Genomic DNA, 18,705 nt, shown 5'->3' on the forward strand with positions numbered 1-18,705 from the left:
TAGGCGGGGTTACTACGTTAGGAAAGAGTTGCCCGAGGTCATCTATGTTTCGTCATGCGACAATTGCTGTTTCAGATCAGACAGGATGTTGGCCAGTTGATCCGGGTGCGAAAAGAAGGCCGAATGCCCCGAGTGGATGGTGCGTCGGAACGCGGGCGGGATGCCCTCACTCATCTTGCACTGATACTCAAACGGTACTGTGTGGTCATCGCTGGTGGCGATATAGGCGCGCGGGACCTTTTGGTAGCGCGCGCCAAGATGCAAGGGCGTATCTTGCGGACGAATGGCCTGAGGACACAAGCGGCCAAAGGCGTAGGGCGTGATGTCCGGGTCGCAGTCGTGGTAGAACAGCTCTCTCACGCAGTCCGGACGGACGGTATAGGACAGCCCGTCGGCGGATTTTTCCACCGCGTCGGCAATCGTCTGGCTGGGTCCGCGGCGGCGCATTTCGACCATCGACAGACCGTCCTGCGGGACATAGGCGCTGAGGTAGATCAGCGCGCGCATGGCATCCGGCTGCGCCTCGGCCGCGGCGCTGATGGGATACCCGCCCCACGAATGGCCCACGATGATCGTTTCCGGGGTTGTCGCCGACAGGATAGAATCCCTGCACCCATCCAGCGTGACATCTGCGATGGGGGTTGGATCAGCGCCATGGCTGGGCATGTCGATAGCGCGGACCGAGTGGCCGAGGGATTCCAGCACGGGAATCAGGTCGCGCCAACACCACGCGCCGTGGCAAGACCCGTGGACCAAAAGGAAATCAGCCATGTATTGGCTCCTTCAAATATGCCCGATACCGGTCAAGAATTCGTTCAGCAAAGCTGCGTAGTCTTCAGGTTTTTCCACGCAGGGCAGATGGCCCGCCCTGCGCATCAGTTTAAAATCTGCGCCCGGGATCAACTCGACCGTCTCGCGCACCAAATCCGGTGGGGTCGAGCCGTCCTCGCTGCCGGCGATGCCCAAGGTAGGCAGCCGCAAGCCGCTGGTGGGCGTATAAAAATCCGTGCCCGCAATGGCCGCGCAGCATCCAAGATAGCCTTCGACCGGCTGCCCAACCATCATATCTCGCCACGGCAGATGTTTCTGCGCTGCCCGGAAATCCCGGGAGAACCAGCGCTCCATCGTGGCATCGGCCAATGCTTCGATACCGCCCTGTTGCACGGCCTGTATCCGATCCTGCCAAATTGGCGGGTTGCCGATCTTGGCTGCGGTGTTCGACAAGACCAGCGCGCGGACCTGATCCATGCGTTTGACGGCCAGACCTTGCGCAATCATACCACCGATGGACAGACCGACAAAGACACAGTCGCGCACCTCAAGGTGATCCAGCAACCGTTCGACATCCCGAATCAGGGCACCCATGGAATAAGGGCCACGCGGGACTGAGGATTGCCCATGCCCGCGTTTGTCATACCGAATGATCCGCAGCCCGGCGGGCAGATGGGGCAGCATTGCGTCCCAAAGATGCAGATCGGTGCCCAGCGAATTGGCAAAGACAATAGGGGTGCCATCCGGGGCGCCATCGATCCGGTAATGCAGCTTTACATCGCCAAAATCCGCGCAGGTCATGCGTTTGATCCTTCTGTCCGTGTCGATGTTTTGCACAGAACTGTGGCGATTGTCAGGTCAGGAATTCCAACGCCTTTGCAAATACTTCCGGGTCGGCGTTTCCACCGGATGCCACCACGATCACGGCGTCACCTTCGATCTCGTCTGTCCGGAACAGGGCCGAAGCCAGCGCCACGGCCCCGCCTGGTTCCAGCACGACTTTCAGGCGTAGGAAGGCCAAGGCCATGGCACGCAGCGCCTCGTCCTCGGTGATCGACAGGCCGGGGCCGCAAAGGCGTTTGAGAATCGGGAAGGTAATTTCACCCGGCTGCGGGGTCAGAATCGCATCGCAAATATTGCCCGAGGTCGCCGCGTTCTTCTGGATCTGCCCCGTTGCCAAAGAGCGTTTTATGTCATCGAACCCCTCGGGCTCACACGGGCGGGGGCGCAGGTCGGGGGCGTGTTTCTCCAGCGCCAGCGCGATGCCCGAGGTCAGACCGCCACCGCCGCAACATACCAGCACATCAGCCTGAGTAACGCCCAACGCTTTGGCCTGACGTGCGATCTCAAGGCCCACCGTGCCTTGGCCGGCGATGACCTGAGGTTCGTCATAGGGGCGGATCAGGGTCAGCCCGCGATCCGAGGCCAAAGCCTCGCCAATCTCTTCACGGCTCTCGCTCGCGCGGTCATACAATACCACCTCGCCCCCCAAAGCACGTGTGTTGTCGATCTTCAACTGCGGCGCGTCCGAGGGCATGACGATCACTGACGCCACGCCATGTTTCGACGCAGCCATGGCAATGCCCTGCGCATGGTTGCCCGAGGAATAAGCGATCACCCCGCGCTGCCGTTGATCCGGTTTCAGCGCCGAGATGGCCGACCACGCGCCGCGAAATTTGAAACTGCCGGTGTGTTGCAGGCACTCGGGCTTCACCAGAACACGTCGACCCGCGATCTGGTCCAGAAAGGGCGAGGTCAGAATCGGGGTTTCCCGAGCATGTCCATGCAGCCGTTCAGCGGCGGCTTCGATCAGTTCAATCGTACTCATGTCACACTCAGGACCCTGCGAATGATGTCTAAGGATTCGGGTTCATCCAGAAACGGGACATGCCCGCGATTCGGAATCTCGGCCGAAATCAAGCCGGGGTGGCGGTTGTGCATCTCGGTCAGCGTCTCGGCACCCAGAACATCCGAATTTGCGCCCCTCAGCACGCCTGTTGGAATGTCGCGCAGGGCGTCGAAGAACATCCACATATCCGGGATCGCGCCGGTAGCCGCCTGTTCCAGCAAAGCCGTGCGCAAGGCAGGATCGTAGCGCAGGCTCAGGCCGTCAGAGGTTGCCGCGTACTGGATCTCGGCCTGCGCACGCCAGCGTTCGTATGGAACGCCCGGGAATTGCGGCTCCATCACGGATTGCAGGGACTTGGCGGCTTCGTCATAGGTTTTCGAAACCGGGGTCTTGCCGACGTAATCCATGATCTTGGCGATGCCCGCAGGTTCGATCACGGGGCCCACATCGTTCAGGATCACATGCGTCAAGCGTTCAGGGTGGCTGGCGGCAAGGGCCATGGCGATCAATCCACCGCGTGACGTGCCCAGAATCGCAGCTTTCGGCACATCCAGATGATCCAGCAATTCGATCGCGTCGTGGGATTCGCGAAAGATGTTGTAGTTCATGAAATCCGGATCGTAATCGGACTGCCCGCGCCCCCGGTAGTCCATCATGATCAGGCGTTTGTCGCCAAGGTGCGGCTGCATAAAAGAAAAATCGCGGCTGTTGCGCGTCAATCCCGCCAGACACAGCACCGGTTGACCGGAGCCTGTATCCTCAAAATGAAGCCGCCTGCCGTCTGAGGTCGTGAAATCAGGCATCAAAGCCCCGCCAGTTCGGGGATCGAGGTCAGGTCGGACAGCACATGTGCGGGTGTCCAGGGCAGCCGGTCCATCGGTTCCCCGGCGCGGTTGACCCATGCGGTGACAAAGCCGTATCCGCTTGCCCCGGCAGCGTCCCAGCCGTTCGAACTGACGAACAAGACCTCGTCGCGGGCGCAGCCGAACCTGCCCTGCACCAGATCGTAGACTCGGACATGCGGCTTGAAGACACCAACACTTTCGACCGAAAGCACGTCGTCCAGAACGCCCTCGATCCCGGCCGATTTCACCGCGCCTTCCAGCATCGGGGGCGAGCCGTTGGACAAGATCGCCGATTGCAGGCCGCCATCCTTGAGCGCCTTCAGCATGGCCGGAACTTCGGGGTAGGCTTGCAGTTCCCAGTACAGGTCCAGCAAACGCTGCCGCAGTTTGGCATCCCCTTGCAAACCGGCGGCTTCCAGCGCCCAGTCCAGACCGTCCTGCGTCACATCCCAGAAATCGGCATGGGCATCGGCCACGGCCCGCAACCAGGTGTATTGCAACTGTTTCAGACGCCAATGCCCTGCAACCTCGGGCCAGGTGTCGCGCAATGCCTCAAAGCCGGGCTCGGATGCGGCCTGACGGGCGGCTGCGGCCACGTCGAACAACGTGCCATAGGCATCGAAGATACAAGTTGTGATTGCCATCTGCTCCCCTCCACATTCGGGCGCAGGTTGGCACACAAGGGCAGGGCGTTAAAGGGCGAAGGGTTTACATCATTGTGTAAGCCCCTAGGGTTGGCCGTTCAGTTCCCAAACGGCCCGGAGGCCCCAATGACCGACATCAAACAAGGCGACACGGTTCGCATCCACTACACCGGGACGCTGCTGGACGGAAACGTCTTTGACAGCTCGGACGGGCGCGATCCGCTGGAGTTTGTCGTGGGCTCGGGCCAGATCATCCCCGGTCTGGACAGCGCCATGCCGGGGCTGGCGGTCGGGGACAAAAAGCGGGTCGAGATTGCCTGCGTTGACGCTTATGGCCCGATTAACCCGGCGATGCGGCAGGTTATTCCTCGGGAAGGCATTCCGGATGACATTCCGCTTGAACCCGGTACGCAGTTGCAGATGCAAACCCCGGACGGTCAGGCGCTGCCGGTTATGGTGGTCGAGGCGAATGAGGCGACCGTGACACTGGATGCCAACCATCCATTGGCCGGGCAGGACCTGATCTTCGAGATCGAGGTCGTCTCGGTCAACTGATCGTGGGGCTATCCCAGTAGGGCTTCGATCGCGCCGCGCACCTGCGGCTGCGTAAAGAACACGAACAGCACCAGCAGAGTGGTCAGGGTCAGCAACAGCACGCGGGCGCGTAGGCTCAGGAAGCCCGATTTGCGTCGGGCCGTCCGGGCATTGCTTGCGATGATCTGGTCAAATTTGCTCATGCTGCAATCCCTGCCGCTGAAAGATGGTTAAATCTTGGCGGCGGCAGGGAAAGATATGGTCACATGAAATCGGGCTGTGGCATTCCGAGCACGTGAAAACCGCCATCGACGCGGATAATCTCGCCCGATGTGCAGGCACCCGCGTCAGATGTCAGGTAAACCGCTGTCCCGCCAACAGCCTCCAGCGTGGCGTTCGAACGCATCGGTGCGTTCTGGTCGCAGAACTTGTAGGTCTTGCGCGCGCCGCCGATGGCCGCACCCGCAAGCGTTTTCATCGGGCCGGGTGAAATGGCGTTCACGCGGATGCCTTCGGGGCCCAGATCATTGGCCAGATAGCGCGTTGCCGACTCCAGCGCGGCCTTGGCGACGCCCATGACGTTGTAGTTTGGAACAACGCGGTTCGACCCCTGGTAAGTCAGTGTCAGCAGCGAGCCGCCATTGTCCTTCATCATTGGATAGGCGCGGCGTGCGACCTCGACAAAGGAATAGGCCGAAACGTCCATCGAGTGCTTGAAGTTCGCCCGTGTGGTGTCCAGGAACCGGCCCGCCAGTTCCGACTTGTCGGAATAGGCAATTGCGTGAACCAGAAAATCAATCGTGGGCCAACGCGCGGCCAATTCTGCGAAGGCACGATCCAGCGAGGCGTCATCGGTGACATCCGCATCTACCATGAAATCGCTGCCAAGACTTTCGGCCAGCGGCGCCAACCGCTTGCCGAATGCCTCGCCCTGATAGGTGAATGCCAGCTCTGCGCCTGCTTCGTGCATGGCCTTGGCGATGCCCCACGCAATCGAGCGGTCATTGGCGACGCCCATGATCAGGCCGCGCTTACCCTTTAGAAGTTCCGACATCACATTCACCCGTTATACTTTGACAGAATCATGGATCCGTTGGTGCCGCCAAAGCCGAAGCTGTTGGTCATGACACTGTCCAGTCCTGCGTTTTCAACTGTTTTCGTTGCAATTTCACCGGGCAGGATGCCTTCGGCAAGTGTGTCGACATTGATCGACGGAGTAATAAAGTCGTTGTCCAGCATCAGCAGACAGAAGATCGCCTCAAGCGCGCCAGCCGCGCCCTGGGCGTGGCCGGTCATCGACTTGGTCGAGGAAATCGGCGGCACGTTGCCTTCGCCAAAGATGCGGCGGACGGCTTCGACCTCACCCACGTCACCGACCGGGGTCGAGGTACCGTGTGCGTTGATGTAGCCCACCTTGCGGCCTTCGGGCAGCGTATCCAGCGCCAGTCGCATGGCGCGCTCTCCGCCTTCTCCGGATGGGGCCACCATGTCGTGACCGTCCGAGGTGGCGGCATAGCCCGTGACCTCGGCATAGATCTTGGCACCGCGCGCCAGCGCATGTTCCAGCTCTTCCAGCACGACGATGCCGCCGCCGCCCGAGATCACGAATCCGTCGCGGTGTTCATCAAACGCGCGCGAGGCTTTTTCGGGCGTGTCATTGTATTTCGACGACATCGCGCCCATCGCGTCGAACAGGCAGGACAGGGTCCAGTCCAGCTCTTCTCCGCCGCCTGCGAACATCACGTCCTGCTTGCCCAGCATGATCTGTTCCGCCGCGTTGCCGATGCAGTGCAGCGACGTCGAGCAGGCCGAGGTGATAGAGTAGTTGATACCCTTGATCTTGAACGCAGTCGCGAGGTTGGCGGAAATCGTCGAACACATGCATTTGGGAACCGCAAAGGGCCCGATCCGCTTGGTTGCGCCGGTTTTCAGAACCGTCTGATGCGCCGTCAGCATGGCGCTTGTGGATGGCCCGCCGGAACCGGCCACCAGACCCGTGCGCGGGTTGACCACCTGGTCTTCGCCCAACCCGGAATCGGCAATCGCCTGGCTCATGGCGATATGGGCATAGGCTGCGCCGGGGCCCATGAACCGCAGGGTACGCTTGTCCACATGCTCGGCCACGTCGATTTTCAGCGTTCCGGCGATCTGGCTGCGAAAGCCATGTTCGACCATCTGTTCGTTGGCTTCGATGCCGGATTTGCCAGCTTTCAGCGAGGCCAGAACCTCTTGGGCATTGTTGCCGATAGAGGAGACGATCCCCAGACCGGTGACAACTACTCGACGCATGTGCGTGCTCCTTACATTCGGGCCGGTCAGGCTCAGGCTTCGGACAGAACGACTTTCATGTCTTTGACGTCGTAAATCATTTCACCGTCCGCTTCGACGATACCATCCGCGACGCCCATGGTCAGGCGGCGGGTCTGGATCGCCTTTTTGAAATCAATTTTATACGTCAGCATCTTGCGGTCCGGGCGCACCATTCCGGTCAGCTTGACCTCGCCCACGCCGACCGCCATGCCGCGCCCCTGCCAGCCGCGCCAGCCCAGGTTGAAGCCGGTCAGCTGCCACAGGCCGTCCAGACCAAGGCAGCCGGGCATGATCGGGTTGCCGGGGAAGTGACAGTCAAAGAACCAAAGATCGGGCGTAATGTCGAACTCTGCCAGAACATGGCCTTTGCCATGCGCACCCCCGTCTGCCGAAATATCGGTGATCCGGTCCATCATCAGCATCGGCGGGGCGGGCAATTGCGCGTTGCCGGGGCCAAAAAGCTCGCCTCGGGCGCATTTCAGCAGATCGTCTTTGTCAAAGCTGCTCGGGAATTGGGCCATTCTTGCCGCCTCTCCTGCCAGGGGTCAGTTCGTTATATCTGGCCTCGTCTAACACCCGTATGCAAGGTCCTGCAAGAGCGGCAGGCCACGTCATGGTGTTCCAGCGACACTCTTTTCCCTGCACCCGCAAGGTTTTTGCGAATGAATTTCATTTGAAATTCCTGACCAAGCGACCCTATATATATAACCAGCAAGAACGGGTATCGGATTTATGACACCTCAGAGCCGGAACATAGCGACAAATTGGTTGGAAGGCGCGGGTTTGCGCCCGACGCGTCAGCGTGTGGCATTGGCCGAATTGCTGGTTGGGGACGGGCGTCATCGTCACGTGACAGCCGAAAGCCTGTTTGACTCGGCCAAGTCCAATGGCGACGCAGTGTCGCTGGCGACGGTCTACAACACCCTGCGTGCGTTTTGCGACGCCGGTGTTTTGCAGGAAATCACGGTGGACGGATCGAAAAGCTATTTCGACACCAACACGCATGACCACCCGCATTTCTTCTGGGAAGACGAGGGCCGCCTGAGCGATGCGCCATCAGAGCAACTGGTCATTCAACGCCTTCCCGAAGCCCCGGAAGGGGTCGAGATCGCCTCGGTCGACGTGGTTATCCGCCTGCGCAAAAAGCAGTAACCTAAAACGCCGTTAGTCTGTCCAGCAGGGTTTGCTCGGCCAGAGCGACTGTTGCATCGACCGGTCCTGTCCCGTGCCGGGCCAATACGACAGCCTCGGGCGCGTCTTTGTCTGTAATCGGAAGGCTGACCAAGGGCTTGGCGTCGTAGCTAAGCGCATTCGAAGGGCTGGCATAGCTGATCGCGATCCCCTCGCCATGTGCGGCAAGGCTGCGTTGAATCTCGAGCGTTGCGGCCCTGTGCGCGACCGTTGGGTGCAGCCCGTTTTGCCGGAACAGGGTCAGCACATGCTGCGCGGACACGCCTTCCTTGGACAGAATAAGGGGGTCATTTGCTAACCTTGCCAGCGAAACAGTTCCAGCCGACGCCAGGGGATGATCTGGGGGGACAAGGGCGCAAGGCACAGAGTCGAACAGCTTTTGCCGGACAAAACCCGCATCCATGCCCAGATCATAGGTGATGGCAATGTCGATCTGTCCGTCGATGAGGCAGTCCTGCAATCCCTCGAAGCTTTCAACCCGGTAGGACACAGAAACATCCGGCATGACCGCCTTCAGGGCCTGCAACGCCGAGGCCAGATGGAAGGGGGCCAGATCGACGAAACAGCCCAACCTCAACTGGGATGAGCCCTGCGACACGGGCGAGGGGCCTTCGATCGCCGCCGCCGCGCTTACCAGCCCTTGTGCCTGTTCGATGAACCGGCGACCCTGCGGCGTCAAAGCCATGGCCGCCCCGCGCCTGCGGGTGAACAGAGGATAGCCAAGATGCGATTCGACCCGCGTCAGCGCGGTGGACAGCGCCGGTTGCGAGACATTGAGGGCCTGAGCCGCCGCAGACAGGCTGCCATGGCGCCCGATGGCACAGACATAGTCGTACTGGCGCAAGGAAATATATAACATCAGGTTATTTATAACTTCCCAAGATATGATTTGAACAGAAGGCATGGTTGGCATTTAACCGATGCAAACATCAAGGAGGTCGCCATGCCACATCCCCTCGTATCCAAAGAGATGATCGACACTTACCAGACCGACGGCGTTGTCCTGATCAAGGGACTGTTCGCCGATCACGTGGATCAATTGCGCGACGGCGTGGCGGCAAACATGGCAGAGCCTGGGCCCTATGCCTCGGAGAACAGGAAAGAGGGTCAGACCGGCCTGTTCTTTGACGATTACTGCAACTGGACCCGAATTCCGCAGTTTCGCGAGGTGATTGAGAATTCTCCGGCGGCCGAAGTGGCTGCTGATCTGATGCAGTCGAACAGCGTGCAGATGTTCCACGATCATGTGCTGGTCAAAGAGCCCGGAACCTCGATGGCGACGCCCTGGCATCAGGACGGGCCGTATTACTTTGTCGAAGGGCAGCAGACCATCAGCTTCTGGTCACCGCTGGACCCGGTGAAACAGGCCACATTGCGTTGTGTTGCCGGTTCGCATCGCTGGGAGAAAGAGGTTCTGCCGACCCGCTGGGTCAGTGAAGAGGGCTTCTTTCCGGATGAAGGCCAGTACATTCCTGTTCCCGATCCGGATGCCGAGGGCATGAAGATTGTTGAGTTTGAGATGGAGCCGGGCGACGCCGTTGCCTTCAACTATCGCACGCTGCACGGTGCGCGGGGCAATCATTCGGACAGCCGCCGCAGGGCGTTCTCATTGCGGTTGGTTGGGGACGACGCGCGGTATGTGGACCGTCCAGGCCGGACCTCACCCCCATTTCCGGGGCATGACATGGTTCCGGGTCAGCGCCTGCGCGAGGATTGGTTCCCGGTTTTGCTGCAACGCTGATAGGGGGCTCTGCCCCCGCCGCGGCAAGCCGCGACTCCCCCGGGATATTTTTTGCCAGATGAAGAGCGGATCAGAACCACTGGCCGGGTTCCATCAGACCCAGCTCCATCAACTGATCTGACCGCCATTGGAACGGTACTGAGTTACGCCAGCGGAAGCTGGGGATGTCGAAGGTGGAGCCCGCATTGCTTTTCAGGGCTTTTGCAGCGCGGAACGAGCAGATCGCGGCCGTCAGGTTGTGATGCCAGGGGCAGGAATAGGTGTTGTGTTCGGGCTGGTTGAATGTGTGGTCCGGTTGAAGCGTTAGCTCTTCTTCGGCCTTGAACAGGGCGATTCTGTCGATGCGGCGTCGTTCATAGGGGATATGGTCCTCGAACCGCCAGCGCAGACCGCCGGACATGTCGAGTTGACGGTCGAGCGGTTGCCCCGTGGCGTCGTGGCGGGTGTGGGCATAGTAACCGGTATTGTCGAGCATGGCGCTGTTCGGGGCGACGCCATTGGGGAATTGCGTCAGATCATCCGCGTACAGGTCGATCACGTGACACAGCATCGACGCGCGGCGTTCCTCGGTATGGAAGGCCAGCATCTCGCCAATGCTGCGGGTTTCGCAGAACGGGTAGAACAGGTATTCGGCATTGTAGCAGTAATACAGCCAGATACCCGGCGCGGCCTTTGTGATGCGGTTGACCGTGTCGAAGACAACGGACCCCGGGGCGCATTTCAACGTAACGCGGTGCACCTGTTCGCTGATGGCCGCGCTCAGATCGAACTCGGCGGGCATGAAGGCGATCACGGATTTGAACCCCAGGCTCAGATGGTGGTGCAGCGTGCTTTCGACCTCGACCTCATCCTCGGCGAAGACAAGCGCGACGGGGCCTTTGCGCAGGGCGGACTGACCCGATTTCAGAAAGGTATCGAGGGATTCGTACTGCATCGCCTGTTTTCGTTCGCGCCTTGCTGGAAAGTTCCGCCAAATTCGGGTAATTGCGCCCGCATTGCAAGCGGCGTTCGAAGCATATAGATGACGCCGATCCAGCGACTGCAAAGGCCCGATCCATGTCCGAACCGAAAAAGCTGTTTATCAAGACCTATGGCTGTCAGATGAACGTCTATGACAGCGAGCGCATGGCCGAGACGCTGGGCGGGCAGGGTTATGTCGAGACCAAGTCGGCGGATGATGCGGATATGATTCTGCTGAACACCTGTCACATCCGGGAAAAGGCGGCCGAGAAAGTGTATTCCGAACTGGGTCGGTTCAAGGGCCTGAAGGCCGAGAAACCCGATCTGAAGATCGGCGTTGCCGGGTGCGTAGCGCAGGCCGAGGGCGAAGAGATCATGCGCCGTCAACCGCTGGTCGATCTGGTGGTTGGCCCGCAAAGCTATCACCGCTTGCCCGAGATGGAGGCCAAGACGCGTACCGGGGCCAAGGCGCTGGACACGGATTTCCCCGAAGAGGACAAGTTCGAGAAGCTGAAGAACCGCCCCAAGGCCAAGCGCGGCCCGACGGCGTTTTTGACAGTGCAGGAAGGCTGCGACAAGTTCTGTGCCTTTTGCGTCGTGCCCTATACCCGCGGGGCCGAGGTCAGCCGCCCGGCGGATCGTATCATCCGCGAAGCGCAGGATCTGGTGGAACGTGGGGTCCGCGAAATCACCCTGCTGGGTCAAAACGTCAACGCCTATCACGGGGCGGGCCAAAATGGCGACATGACGCTGGCGGGTTTGATCTGGGAGTTGAACAAGGTTGATGGGCTGAAGCGTATCCGCTTTACCACCTCGCACCCCAACGACATGGCGGATGATCTGATCGAGGCGCATGGCACCTGCGAGAAACTGATGCCGTATCTGCATTTGCCGGTTCAGTCGGGCTCCGACCGGATATTGAAACGGATGAACCGCAGCCACACGGCTGAAAGCTATCTGCGCCTGATCGAGCGTATCCGGGCGGCGCGTCCCGATATCGTTATGTCGGGTGACTTCATCGTCGGATTCCCGGAAGAAACCGAAGAGGATTTTCAGGCGACGCTGGATTTGGTTGAGCAGGTCAAATACGGCTATGCCTATTCGTTCAATTACTCGACCCGACCGGGTACTCCGGCGGCAGAGCGGGCGCAGGTGGATCCGGATGCGGCCGATGATCGTTTACAGCGCTTGCAGGCCTTGATCACGCGCCATCAACGCGAAATTCAGGATGCGATGGTGGGCCGGACGGTGCGTGTCCTGTTCGAAAAATCCGGGCGTCTTGACGGGCAGATGGTGGGTAAATCCGAGTATCTGCATTCGGTTCACGTCAAGGGCCCTGAAATAGCGGTTGGAGATCTGCGCGACGTTCGCATCACCGAATCGGGGGCAAATTCGCTGGCGGGTGAACTGCTTTAGGTTGACGATTATCCGTCGATGAATGGCCAATTGTGGTGTTTGTTTCCAAAATTTACCCTTGATTTATTGCTTGGAACTATGTTCCGACGAAGGTCAGATTTTTGACAGACGAATATGGAAGCGTCTTTCAATTGTCGTTGGGCGTCGAATCACAGGCCTTGTCGACGTGTGATGGAGGGTACGAGTGGAAGTTCTTAGGGCATTGAAAATACCGGGTCCCTGGCGTGTTTTGCCGGTGGCCTCGGTCGTGACCATTCTGGCCAGTGCGACCATGGCGGGGGATGTGATCGGGGATATCACCGAACCGGATGTGGTCAGCCCGTTGCGTTACAGCAGCGATGTCCAAGCGTTCTACCTTGGATTGGGGGCAGGTTACGGATCGGGCGGCGATGATCGCTTTGGCCTGAGGACCAGTACCGATGTTTTTGCGATTGGCGAACAGGACGTTAGCGGATCTTACGGTGAAATCCGCGGCGGTTGGCGGGGCGTTGTCCCGACAAGCCTGGGTCGAGACTATGTCTACGGGTTCGAGGTTGGCTACAATTTCGGCTCGTTGGACGACACTGTCTCAACGCAAATCGGCAGCGATACGGTGCGCGGCGGAACCGAGATTTCGAATGTGCTGTCCGTGCGCCTGCGAAATGGCCTGACCAACAAAAGCGGACGTATCCTGTATTTCGTGAGCGTTGGATATGTCTGGGGCGATATCGAAACCACCAGCAGTATCTCGTCCGAATTCGCCAGCCAGTCGTTTGAAGACTCGGACCGCCGTGGAGGATTCTCGGCCAGTATCGGGGCCGAGCATAAGTTGAACGACAATTGGTCGATCACCGGAGAGTATGAATATATCCGCTTCGACTCGCGCGATGTGGATCTCGGATCCGACTTTTCCACCAAATCCACGCCCGGATATCAGGGGCTGAAATTTGGCCTCAACTACACGTTCTGACACGGGTCCTTGATGTCCTTTCGTGCTGGCCGGTTGGCGGTTTTGTCATCCGAATCGGAATTTTTGAATCTGTGGCTTGCGCCCACCAAGATTTGTTGTCTACGCTCGGGGTGAAACGCCAAGACAGGAGAACGGATTGGCCATCGGTGCCCTGACCCCACCGCAAGATGAAATGCCCCAGCGCGAGGCGTTTGTAGAGTTTCCCGATAACCGTTTGTTGATTGATCTTTGCGGCGAATATGACCGCAATCTGACCGACATCGAACACAAGCTGTCCGTGCAGATCGTGCGCCGTGGCAACCAGTTGGTTGTGATGGGCGAAGAGGATGCTCAGAAGCAGGCGATTGAGGTTTTGCAGTCGCTTTATGCCCGTCTGGAGGGTGGCCGCGATGTCGAAGCCGCCGATGTGGACCGGGAATTGCGCATGGGCAATTCCGAGCAGGGCACTGGCAGTCGCGACGGCGATCAGCTTGAGATGTTCAAGGGCGGCGCGGTTGAGATCAAGACGCGCAAGAAACTGGTCGAGCCGCGCACGGATGCGCAGAAAGCCTATGTGCAATCGCTGTTCAACAACGAATTGGCCTTTGGCATTGGGCCGGCGGGGACCGGCAAAACCTATCTGGCCGTGGCTGTCGGCGTGTCGATGTTCCTTGGGGGGCACGTGGATCGCATCATCCTCAGCCGCCCTGCCGTCGAGGCGGGCGAAAAGCTGGGCTATCTACCCGGCGACATGAAGGACAAGGTCGATCCCTATATGCAGCCGCTTTATGACGCGCTGAACGACTTCCTGCCGGGCAAGCAGCTGGCGAAACTGATCGAGGAAAAGCGAATCGAGATCGCTCCGCTGGCGTTCATGCGCGGTCGCACGCTGGCCAACGCCTTTGTGGTGCTGGATGAGGCGCAGAACGCCACGACCATGCAGATGAAGATGTTCCTGACGCGATTGGGCGAGGGCAGCCGCATGGTCATCACCGGCGACCGGTCGCAGGTCGATCTGCCGCGCGGCGTGCAATCGGGGCTGGCCGATGCCGAACGTCTGCTGAAGACCATTCCAAATATCAGTTTCAACTACTTCACGTCCAAGGATGTGGTGCGCCACCCGCTTGTCGCCGCCATTATCGAAGCGTATGAGGCCGATGCGGGCCGTGAGACAGGTTGATCCATGGCTCCGAGACGGGGCTTTGGGCTGACAATATGAACCTGGAAGTAACAATCGAAGATCCGCGTTGGCAGGGGCTGGAGGCGTTGACCAAGCCAGCCATTGCGGCGGTTCTGGAGTATTGCGCGTTGGACGCCGAAACCTGCGAGATCAGCGTTCTAGGCTGCGATGACGACCGCATCGCACAGCTCAACGCTGAGTTCCGGGGCAAACCCACGCCCACCAATGTGCTCAGCTGGCCCGCCGAGGATCTTGCCGCCGAGGAGCCGGGCGGCAAACCCGACCGGCCCGAGCCGGATTTCACTGGCGAAATTGCGTTGGGCGACATCGCGATCTCATATGACACCTGCGCGCGCGAGGCTGCCGAGGCGGGGAAATCCACAGATGATCACGTGACACATCTGATCATTCACGGAATGTTGCATTTGCTGGGCTATGATCACATTCGTGACCCGGATGCCACCTTGATGGAGGCTGTTGAGGTCGAGATACTTGGCAAACTGGGTATCGATAACCCATATAATGGATGAAGCGGGTACTTTCACCCGGACAATTGGAACAGGAAAATGGGCGACACAGACGGCAGTTCTAGGGCGGCGCACAGCGCGCAACCACAGGACAGCACCACGGAAATAGCTGAGAGAAGCGGTTTCTTTTCTCGGATTTTTGACGCGTTTACCGGTCAGGACGAAGATCAGGAAAGTTCTGTCAACGGCCAGCAGGTCGCGGCCCATCAGCCCCGAGGCATGATCAACCTGCGCCGTATGCGGGTCGAAGACGTTGCGATCCCCACGGCCGAGATCATCTCGGTCCCATCGACAACCACCAAGGATGAGTTGGCGCAGCTGTTCCGCGAAAGCGGCCTGTCGCGCATACCGGTCTATGAAGGGACGTTGGACACGCCGCTTGGGTTTGTTCACCTCAAGGATTTCGCGCTGACGCATGGGTTCAACGGCGGATCGGCCGAGTTCGATCTGGTGTCAATGCTGCGCACCTTGCTTTTTGTGCCGCCGTCGATGCCGATCGGTGTGCTGATGACCAAGATGCAAACCGAACGCCGCCACATGGCGCTTGTGATCGATGAATATGGCGGCGTCGATGGTCTGGTCACCATCGAGGATCTGATCGAACAGGTCGTGGGTGAGATCGCCGACGAGCATGACGCCGACGAAGATCAGCTATGGGTTCAGGAAAAGCCTGGCTGCTACATCGTTCAGGCCCGCGTGCCGCTTGAGGATTTCGAGGCCGAGATCGGCCGGTCCCTGACCAGCCACGAGGATGTGGACGAGGAAGAAATCGACACTTTGGGCGGTCTTGTGTTCCTGCTGTCGGGTCGCGTGCCTGCGCGGGGCGAGGTCGTCCTGCACCCAGAAGGCCCCGAGTTCGAGGTTCTGGACGCCGATCCCCGGCGCATCAAACGCCTGCGTGTCATGCTGCCGGACGTGACTGCATGACCCCTGTCCGGGGCTGGCCCTTCAGCCTGAGATTTGTTGCAGCCGCCGCGTTGGGGGCGCTGGGCGCATTTGGTCTGGCCCCTTTCGGGTACTGGGTCGCTACTCTGCTGGCTTTTGTGCTGATAGCTCCGCTGTTCCTGTCATCTGAAACCCGTGCTCGTGCGGCTTGGTTGGGCTGGGCTTTTGCGACCGGATATTTCGCCCATGCTCTAAGCTGGATTATCGAGCCGTTTCAGGTAGATGCAGAACGCCACGCCTGGATGGCCCCTTTCGCCCTTGTCTTCATGGCGGGTGGGTTGGCGCTGTTTTGGGCGGCGGCGTTCTGGGTCTCGCACGGGCGCGGGACCGCAATGCGACAGGCCCTGTTTTTGGCTTTGGCCCTGTCGCTTGCCGAGTTTGCGCGGGGATATGTGCTGACCGGATTTCCTTGGGCTGGACTGGCTCAGGTCTGGATCGATACGCCTGCAGCGCAGCTTTTGTCCTTGATTGGGCCTTACGGTCTGGGGGCGCTGATGCTGATGGTGACGCTTCCTGTTGGTGCGGCGCTGACGGGCCAGCGAACCGGGCGTGGGTTTCTTGTACCCGCCGTTTTTGTTGTGGCAAGCGTTGCGTTGACACTGGGCTATGCCGGTTCAAGGCCATCTGTTCTGAACACCGAAAACACAGTGCGGCTGGTCCAGCCAAACGCGCCTCAGCACCAGAAATGGGACCCGGCCTATGCGCCCTTGTTCTTCATGCGGCAGATCGAGTTCACCGCGGCCGAGCCGCGGCCCGATCTGATCGTTTGGCCGGAAACCGCGGTTCCCGCATGGCTCAGCAGCGCCGATCCATATCTCGAAGCCATTGCCGATGCGGCGCAGGGCACGCCCGTCGTGCTGGGCATTCAGCGCGGCGACGGCCCGCGGATCTATAACTCGATGATCTATCTCGATGAGGTCGGCGCGCGGACAGGGCTCTATGACAAGCACCATCTTGCCCCGTTTGGGGAATACATCCCGTTTGGCGATCTGCTCGGCCAGTTCGGCATTCACGGTCTGGCTGCAACGACGGGCCACGGCTTCAGCGCGGGTCTGGGGCCAGAGCTGTTGGACATTGGCGCCTTGGGCCGTGCCGTGCCGCTGATCTGTTACGAGGCCGTGTTCCCGCAGGACGTCAACGGCGCGCCGGGGCGGGCAGATTTCCTGTTGCAGATCACCAATGATGCGTGGTTCGGCACCCGTTCCGGCCCCTACCAGCATTTGGTGCAGGCCCGTATGCGCGCCATTGAACAAGGCCTGCCCCTGATGCGCGCCGCCAATACCGGAGTGTCGGCGATGATCGACCCGCTGGGCCGGGTTACCGCGTCCTTGCCCTTGGGTGAGGCGGGCTATGTCGATGCCGTTTTGCCACAACCGCAGGCTCGGACCATTTATTCCCAAATCGGGGATAAAGCTGTCTTTGTCGCGCTATTGTTGCTTTTTGCCGGTGTCTTGGCCTTTGCCCGCAGGGGGCGATCTGAATTACCGATTGACCCGGTTTAACAAGGCGCGTATCCCCGCAAAAGCCTGTCACAACGGCTTCCTGGCGTGACAGAGAAATCTTAATGGAGCACTTTTATGTCCAGACAGAACTATACATTTACTTCGGAATCGGTTTCCGAAGGGCACCCGGATAAGGTTTGCGACCGGATCTCGGATGCCGTCCTTGACGCATTTCTGAATGAAGAACCCGAAGCACGCGTGGCGTGCGAAACCTTTGCGACCACGGATCGTGTCGTGATTGGTGGCGAAGTAGGTCTGTCTGATCAGGAAAAGCTGCACGACTATATGGGCCGCATCGACGAGATCGCGCGCGCCTGTATCAAGGATATCGGCTACGAGCAGGACAAATTCCACCATGAGACGGTCGAGGTGACGAACCTGCTGCACGAACAATCGGCCCATATCGCGCAGGGCGTGGATGCCTCGGGCGATAAAGACGAAGGTGCTGGTGATCAGGGCATCATGTTCGGTTACGCAACGACCGAAACGCCCGCGCTGATGCCCGCGCCGATCCAGTATTCGCACGCGATCCTGCGGCGTCTGGCCGAGGTGCGTAAAAACGGGTCCGAGCCTGCGCTGGGCCCTGACGCCAAATCGCAGCTGTCGGTTGTGTATCGCGACGGTAAACCGGTTGGCGTCAGCTCGATCGTGCTGTCGACACAGCATCTGGATGAGGCGTTAAGCTCTGCCGACATCCGCGCCATTGTTGAGCCTTACATTCGCGAAACTCTGCCCGAAGGCTGGTTGACCAACGAAACCGAATGGCACGTGAACCCCACAGGTAAGTTCGTGATCGGCGGCCCCGATGGCGATGCTGGTCTGACCGGGCGCAAGATCATCGTGGACACCTATGGCGGTGCGGCCCCGCATGGCGGCGGCGCGTTCTCGGGCAAAGACCCGACTAAAGTGGACCGCTCGGCTGCATACGCGGCCCGTTATCTGGCGAAGAACGTGGTTGCCGCGGGTATGGCCGAACGCTGCACCATTCAGCTCAGCTATGCGATTGGCGTTTCCAAGCCGTTGTCGATCTACGCGGACACGCATGGTACCGGGGAAATCTCGGATGCCGAGATCGAGCAGGCGGTTGGGCAGGTAATGGACCTGACCCCACGCGGTATTCGCCAGCATCTGCAACTGAACAAGCCGATCTATCAGCGTACGGCAGCCTATGGCCATTTCGGGCGCACACCTGATGCTGATGGCGGTTTCAGCTGGGAACGGACCGACCTGACGGATGCGTTGAAAGCGGCGGTCTGACTTTCTGCTATCAAAAGGTGCGCCCTGACGGGCGCGCTCTTCTTTTTTTGAAATATCTCGGCGGTCGCTATCGGTTGCGCCATTGGTCCGAGAAACCAAGGGCGA

At 59.7% G+C, this 18,705-nt stretch carries 21 protein-coding genes and 1 riboswitch; of the genes, 10 read left to right on the forward strand and 11 right to left on the reverse strand.

The genetic code is table 11. From position 1 onward, the window contains the following. Window positions 1-42: 42 nt before the first annotated feature. The 5 genes from ACR0MO_RS12845 to ACR0MO_RS12865 are packed head-to-tail and all read right to left on the reverse strand — an operon-like array spanning window position 43 to window position 4,109. Window positions 43-771, reverse strand: coding sequence for an alpha/beta fold hydrolase (locus ACR0MO_RS12845; RefSeq protein ID WP_170632772.1), 729 nt, complete (start codon window positions 769-771; stop codon window positions 43-45). A 12-nt stretch (window positions 772-783) separates the two neighbouring features. After that, complete coding sequence (gene pcaD / locus ACR0MO_RS12850) at window positions 784-1,572, reverse strand: 3-oxoadipate enol-lactonase (RefSeq protein ID WP_170454473.1); 789 nt, start codon at window positions 1,570-1,572, stop codon at window positions 784-786. A gap of 52 nt (window positions 1,573-1,624) precedes the next feature. Continuing rightward, the gene (locus tag ACR0MO_RS12855) at window positions 1,625-2,599 is read right to left on the reverse strand and encodes a threonine/serine dehydratase family protein (protein WP_170454472.1); all 975 of its coding nucleotides are present in this window, start codon (window positions 2,597-2,599) and stop codon (window positions 1,625-1,627) included. Continuing rightward, entirely contained in the window at window positions 2,596-3,423 is an 828-nt protein-coding gene (locus ACR0MO_RS12860; protein ID WP_170454470.1) for an alpha/beta fold hydrolase, read from the reverse strand. The genes ACR0MO_RS12855 and ACR0MO_RS12860 overlap by 4 nt, the downstream gene beginning before the upstream one ends. After that, entirely contained in the window at window positions 3,423-4,109 is a 687-nt protein-coding gene (locus ACR0MO_RS12865) for a haloacid dehalogenase type II (protein WP_170454468.1), read from the reverse strand. Before ACR0MO_RS12865 ends, ACR0MO_RS12860 begins: the two co-directional genes overlap by 1 nt. 126 nt (window positions 4,110-4,235) lie before the next feature. Here ACR0MO_RS12865 and ACR0MO_RS12870 point away from each other — a divergent pair, with 126 nt between their 5' ends. Then, window positions 4,236-4,664 (forward strand): FKBP-type peptidyl-prolyl cis-trans isomerase, encoded by a 429-nt coding sequence (locus tag ACR0MO_RS12870; RefSeq protein WP_170623842.1) that lies wholly within the window; start codon window positions 4,236-4,238, stop codon window positions 4,662-4,664. 8 nt (window positions 4,665-4,672) lie between these two features. Here the strand turns inward: ACR0MO_RS12870 and ACR0MO_RS12875 are convergent, their stop codons facing one another. The 4 genes from ACR0MO_RS12875 to fabA are packed head-to-tail and all read right to left on the reverse strand — an operon-like array spanning window position 4,673 to window position 7,474. Then, window positions 4,673-4,846, reverse strand: a complete 174-nt coding sequence (locus ACR0MO_RS12875) for a hypothetical protein (RefSeq protein WP_480891604.1) — start codon at window positions 4,844-4,846, stop codon at window positions 4,673-4,675. A 59-nt stretch (window positions 4,847-4,905) separates the two neighbouring features. Beyond that, window positions 4,906-5,697, reverse strand: a complete 792-nt coding sequence (locus ACR0MO_RS12880) for an enoyl-ACP reductase FabI (protein ID WP_170454462.1) — start codon at window positions 5,695-5,697, stop codon at window positions 4,906-4,908. Window positions 5,698-5,702: 5 nt separating this feature from the next. Then, complete coding sequence (fabB, locus tag ACR0MO_RS12885) at window positions 5,703-6,932, reverse strand: beta-ketoacyl-ACP synthase I (RefSeq protein WP_170623841.1); 1,230 nt, start codon at window positions 6,930-6,932, stop codon at window positions 5,703-5,705. Window positions 6,933-6,964: 32 nt separating this feature from the next. Beyond that, window positions 6,965-7,474 carry a bifunctional 3-hydroxydecanoyl-ACP dehydratase/trans-2-decenoyl-ACP isomerase gene (fabA, locus tag ACR0MO_RS12890; RefSeq protein WP_170326986.1) on the reverse strand — a complete coding sequence of 170 codons (510 nt, stop codon included), beginning with the start codon at window positions 7,472-7,474 and terminating at the stop codon, window positions 6,965-6,967. Window positions 7,475-7,685: 211 nt separating this feature from the next. Here fabA and irrA point away from each other — a divergent pair, with 211 nt between their 5' ends. Further along, the gene (gene irrA, locus ACR0MO_RS12895) at window positions 7,686-8,105 is read left to right on the forward strand and encodes an iron response transcriptional regulator IrrA (protein WP_170454458.1); all 420 of its coding nucleotides are present in this window, start codon (window positions 7,686-7,688) and stop codon (window positions 8,103-8,105) included. A gap of 1 nt (window position 8,106) precedes the next feature. Here irrA and ACR0MO_RS12900 read toward each other — a convergent pair whose 3' ends face one another. Then, complete coding sequence (locus ACR0MO_RS12900; RefSeq protein WP_480891607.1) at window positions 8,107-9,003, reverse strand: LysR family transcriptional regulator; 897 nt, start codon at window positions 9,001-9,003, stop codon at window positions 8,107-8,109. A gap of 84 nt (window positions 9,004-9,087) precedes the next feature. Between ACR0MO_RS12900 and ACR0MO_RS12905 the strand changes: the two genes are divergently transcribed. Next, window positions 9,088-9,885: a phytanoyl-CoA dioxygenase family protein gene (locus ACR0MO_RS12905; RefSeq protein ID WP_170454454.1), complete on the forward strand. Its 798-nt coding sequence runs from the start codon at window positions 9,088-9,090 to the stop codon at window positions 9,883-9,885. Between the two features lie 70 nt (window positions 9,886-9,955). Here the strand turns inward: ACR0MO_RS12905 and ACR0MO_RS12910 are convergent, their stop codons facing one another. Then, complete coding sequence (locus tag ACR0MO_RS12910) at window positions 9,956-10,819, reverse strand: glycosyltransferase family 2 protein (protein WP_480891609.1); 864 nt, start codon at window positions 10,817-10,819, stop codon at window positions 9,956-9,958. 122 nt (window positions 10,820-10,941) lie between these two features. On the opposite strand from ACR0MO_RS12910, the gene miaB reads away from it, so the two are divergent. The 7 genes from miaB (at window position 10,942) to metK (ending at window position 18,600) form a co-directional block, all read left to right on the forward strand. Then, window positions 10,942-12,261 (forward strand): tRNA (N6-isopentenyl adenosine(37)-C2)-methylthiotransferase MiaB, encoded by a 1,320-nt coding sequence (miaB, locus tag ACR0MO_RS12915; RefSeq protein ID WP_480891613.1) that lies wholly within the window; start codon window positions 10,942-10,944, stop codon window positions 12,259-12,261. Between the two features lie 184 nt (window positions 12,262-12,445). Then, window positions 12,446-13,210 (forward strand): outer membrane protein, encoded by a 765-nt coding sequence (locus ACR0MO_RS12920; protein WP_480580062.1) that lies wholly within the window; start codon window positions 12,446-12,448, stop codon window positions 13,208-13,210. A gap of 136 nt (window positions 13,211-13,346) precedes the next feature. Continuing rightward, entirely contained in the window at window positions 13,347-14,369 is a 1,023-nt protein-coding gene (locus tag ACR0MO_RS12925) for a PhoH family protein (RefSeq protein WP_170520443.1), read from the forward strand. Between the two features lie 35 nt (window positions 14,370-14,404). Next, window positions 14,405-14,899 (forward strand): rRNA maturation RNase YbeY, encoded by a 495-nt coding sequence (gene ybeY, locus ACR0MO_RS12930; RefSeq protein ID WP_480891616.1) that lies wholly within the window; start codon window positions 14,405-14,407, stop codon window positions 14,897-14,899. Between the two features lie 36 nt (window positions 14,900-14,935). After that, on the forward strand, window positions 14,936-15,823 hold the full coding sequence (locus tag ACR0MO_RS12935) for a hemolysin family protein (RefSeq protein WP_170454429.1): 888 nt from the start codon (window positions 14,936-14,938) through the stop codon (window positions 15,821-15,823). Beyond that, entirely contained in the window at window positions 15,820-17,343 is a 1,524-nt protein-coding gene (lnt, locus tag ACR0MO_RS12940) for an apolipoprotein N-acyltransferase (RefSeq protein WP_480891618.1), read from the forward strand. The genes ACR0MO_RS12935 and lnt overlap by 4 nt, the downstream gene beginning before the upstream one ends. 21 nt (window positions 17,344-17,364) lie before the next feature. Beyond that, a riboswitch (SAM-SAH riboswitch) is annotated at window positions 17,365-17,413 on the forward strand. Window positions 17,414-17,418: 5 nt separating this feature from the next. Beyond that, on the forward strand, window positions 17,419-18,600 hold the full coding sequence (metK, locus tag ACR0MO_RS12945) for a methionine adenosyltransferase (protein WP_480626847.1): 1,182 nt from the start codon (window positions 17,419-17,421) through the stop codon (window positions 18,598-18,600). Window positions 18,601-18,705 lie beyond the last annotated feature (105 nt).

The sequence above is a fragment of the Ruegeria sp. K5 genome, from assembly GCF_056531805.1.

What these genes read in the sequence shown, in the direction of transcription:
- ACR0MO_RS12845 (WP_170632772.1), bottom strand. Translation starts at nt 771, where the DNA reads ATGGCTGATTTCCTTTTGGTCCACGGGTCTTGCCACGGCGCGTGGTGT.
- pcaD (WP_170454473.1), bottom strand. Translation starts at nt 1,572, where the DNA reads ATGACCTGCGCGGATTTTGGCGATGTAAAGCTGCATTACCGGATCGAT.
- ACR0MO_RS12855 (WP_170454472.1), bottom strand. Translation starts at nt 2,599, where the DNA reads ATGAGTACGATTGAACTGATCGAAGCCGCCGCTGAACGGCTGCATGGA.
- ACR0MO_RS12860 (WP_170454470.1), bottom strand. Translation starts at nt 3,423, where the DNA reads ATGCCTGATTTCACGACCTCAGACGGCAGGCGGCTTCATTTTGAGGAT.
- ACR0MO_RS12865 (WP_170454468.1), bottom strand. Translation starts at nt 4,109, where the DNA reads ATGGCAATCACAACTTGTATCTTCGATGCCTATGGCACGTTGTTCGAC.
- ACR0MO_RS12870 (WP_170623842.1), top strand. Translation starts at nt 4,236, where the DNA reads ATGACCGACATCAAACAAGGCGACACGGTTCGCATCCACTACACCGGG.
- ACR0MO_RS12875 (WP_480891604.1), bottom strand. Translation starts at nt 4,846, where the DNA reads ATGAGCAAATTTGACCAGATCATCGCAAGCAATGCCCGGACGGCCCGA.
- ACR0MO_RS12880 (WP_170454462.1), bottom strand. Translation starts at nt 5,697, where the DNA reads ATGTCGGAACTTCTAAAGGGTAAGCGCGGCCTGATCATGGGCGTCGCC.
- fabB (WP_170623841.1), bottom strand. Translation starts at nt 6,932, where the DNA reads ATGCGTCGAGTAGTTGTCACCGGTCTGGGGATCGTCTCCTCTATCGGC.
- fabA (WP_170326986.1), bottom strand. Translation starts at nt 7,474, where the DNA reads ATGGCCCAATTCCCGAGCAGCTTTGACAAAGACGATCTGCTGAAATGC.
- irrA (WP_170454458.1), top strand. Translation starts at nt 7,686, where the DNA reads ATGACACCTCAGAGCCGGAACATAGCGACAAATTGGTTGGAAGGCGCG.
- ACR0MO_RS12900 (WP_480891607.1), bottom strand. Translation starts at nt 9,003, where the DNA reads ATGTTATATATTTCCTTGCGCCAGTACGACTATGTCTGTGCCATCGGG.
- ACR0MO_RS12905 (WP_170454454.1), top strand. Translation starts at nt 9,088, where the DNA reads ATGCCACATCCCCTCGTATCCAAAGAGATGATCGACACTTACCAGACC.
- ACR0MO_RS12910 (WP_480891609.1), bottom strand. Translation starts at nt 10,819, where the DNA reads ATGCAGTACGAATCCCTCGATACCTTTCTGAAATCGGGTCAGTCCGCC.
- miaB (WP_480891613.1), top strand. Translation starts at nt 10,942, where the DNA reads ATGTCCGAACCGAAAAAGCTGTTTATCAAGACCTATGGCTGTCAGATG.
- ybeY (WP_480891616.1), top strand. Translation starts at nt 14,405, where the DNA reads ATGAACCTGGAAGTAACAATCGAAGATCCGCGTTGGCAGGGGCTGGAG.
- ACR0MO_RS12935 (WP_170454429.1), top strand. Translation starts at nt 14,936, where the DNA reads ATGGGCGACACAGACGGCAGTTCTAGGGCGGCGCACAGCGCGCAACCA.
- lnt (WP_480891618.1), top strand. Translation starts at nt 15,820, where the DNA reads ATGACCCCTGTCCGGGGCTGGCCCTTCAGCCTGAGATTTGTTGCAGCC.
- metK (WP_480626847.1), top strand. Translation starts at nt 17,419, where the DNA reads ATGTCCAGACAGAACTATACATTTACTTCGGAATCGGTTTCCGAAGGG.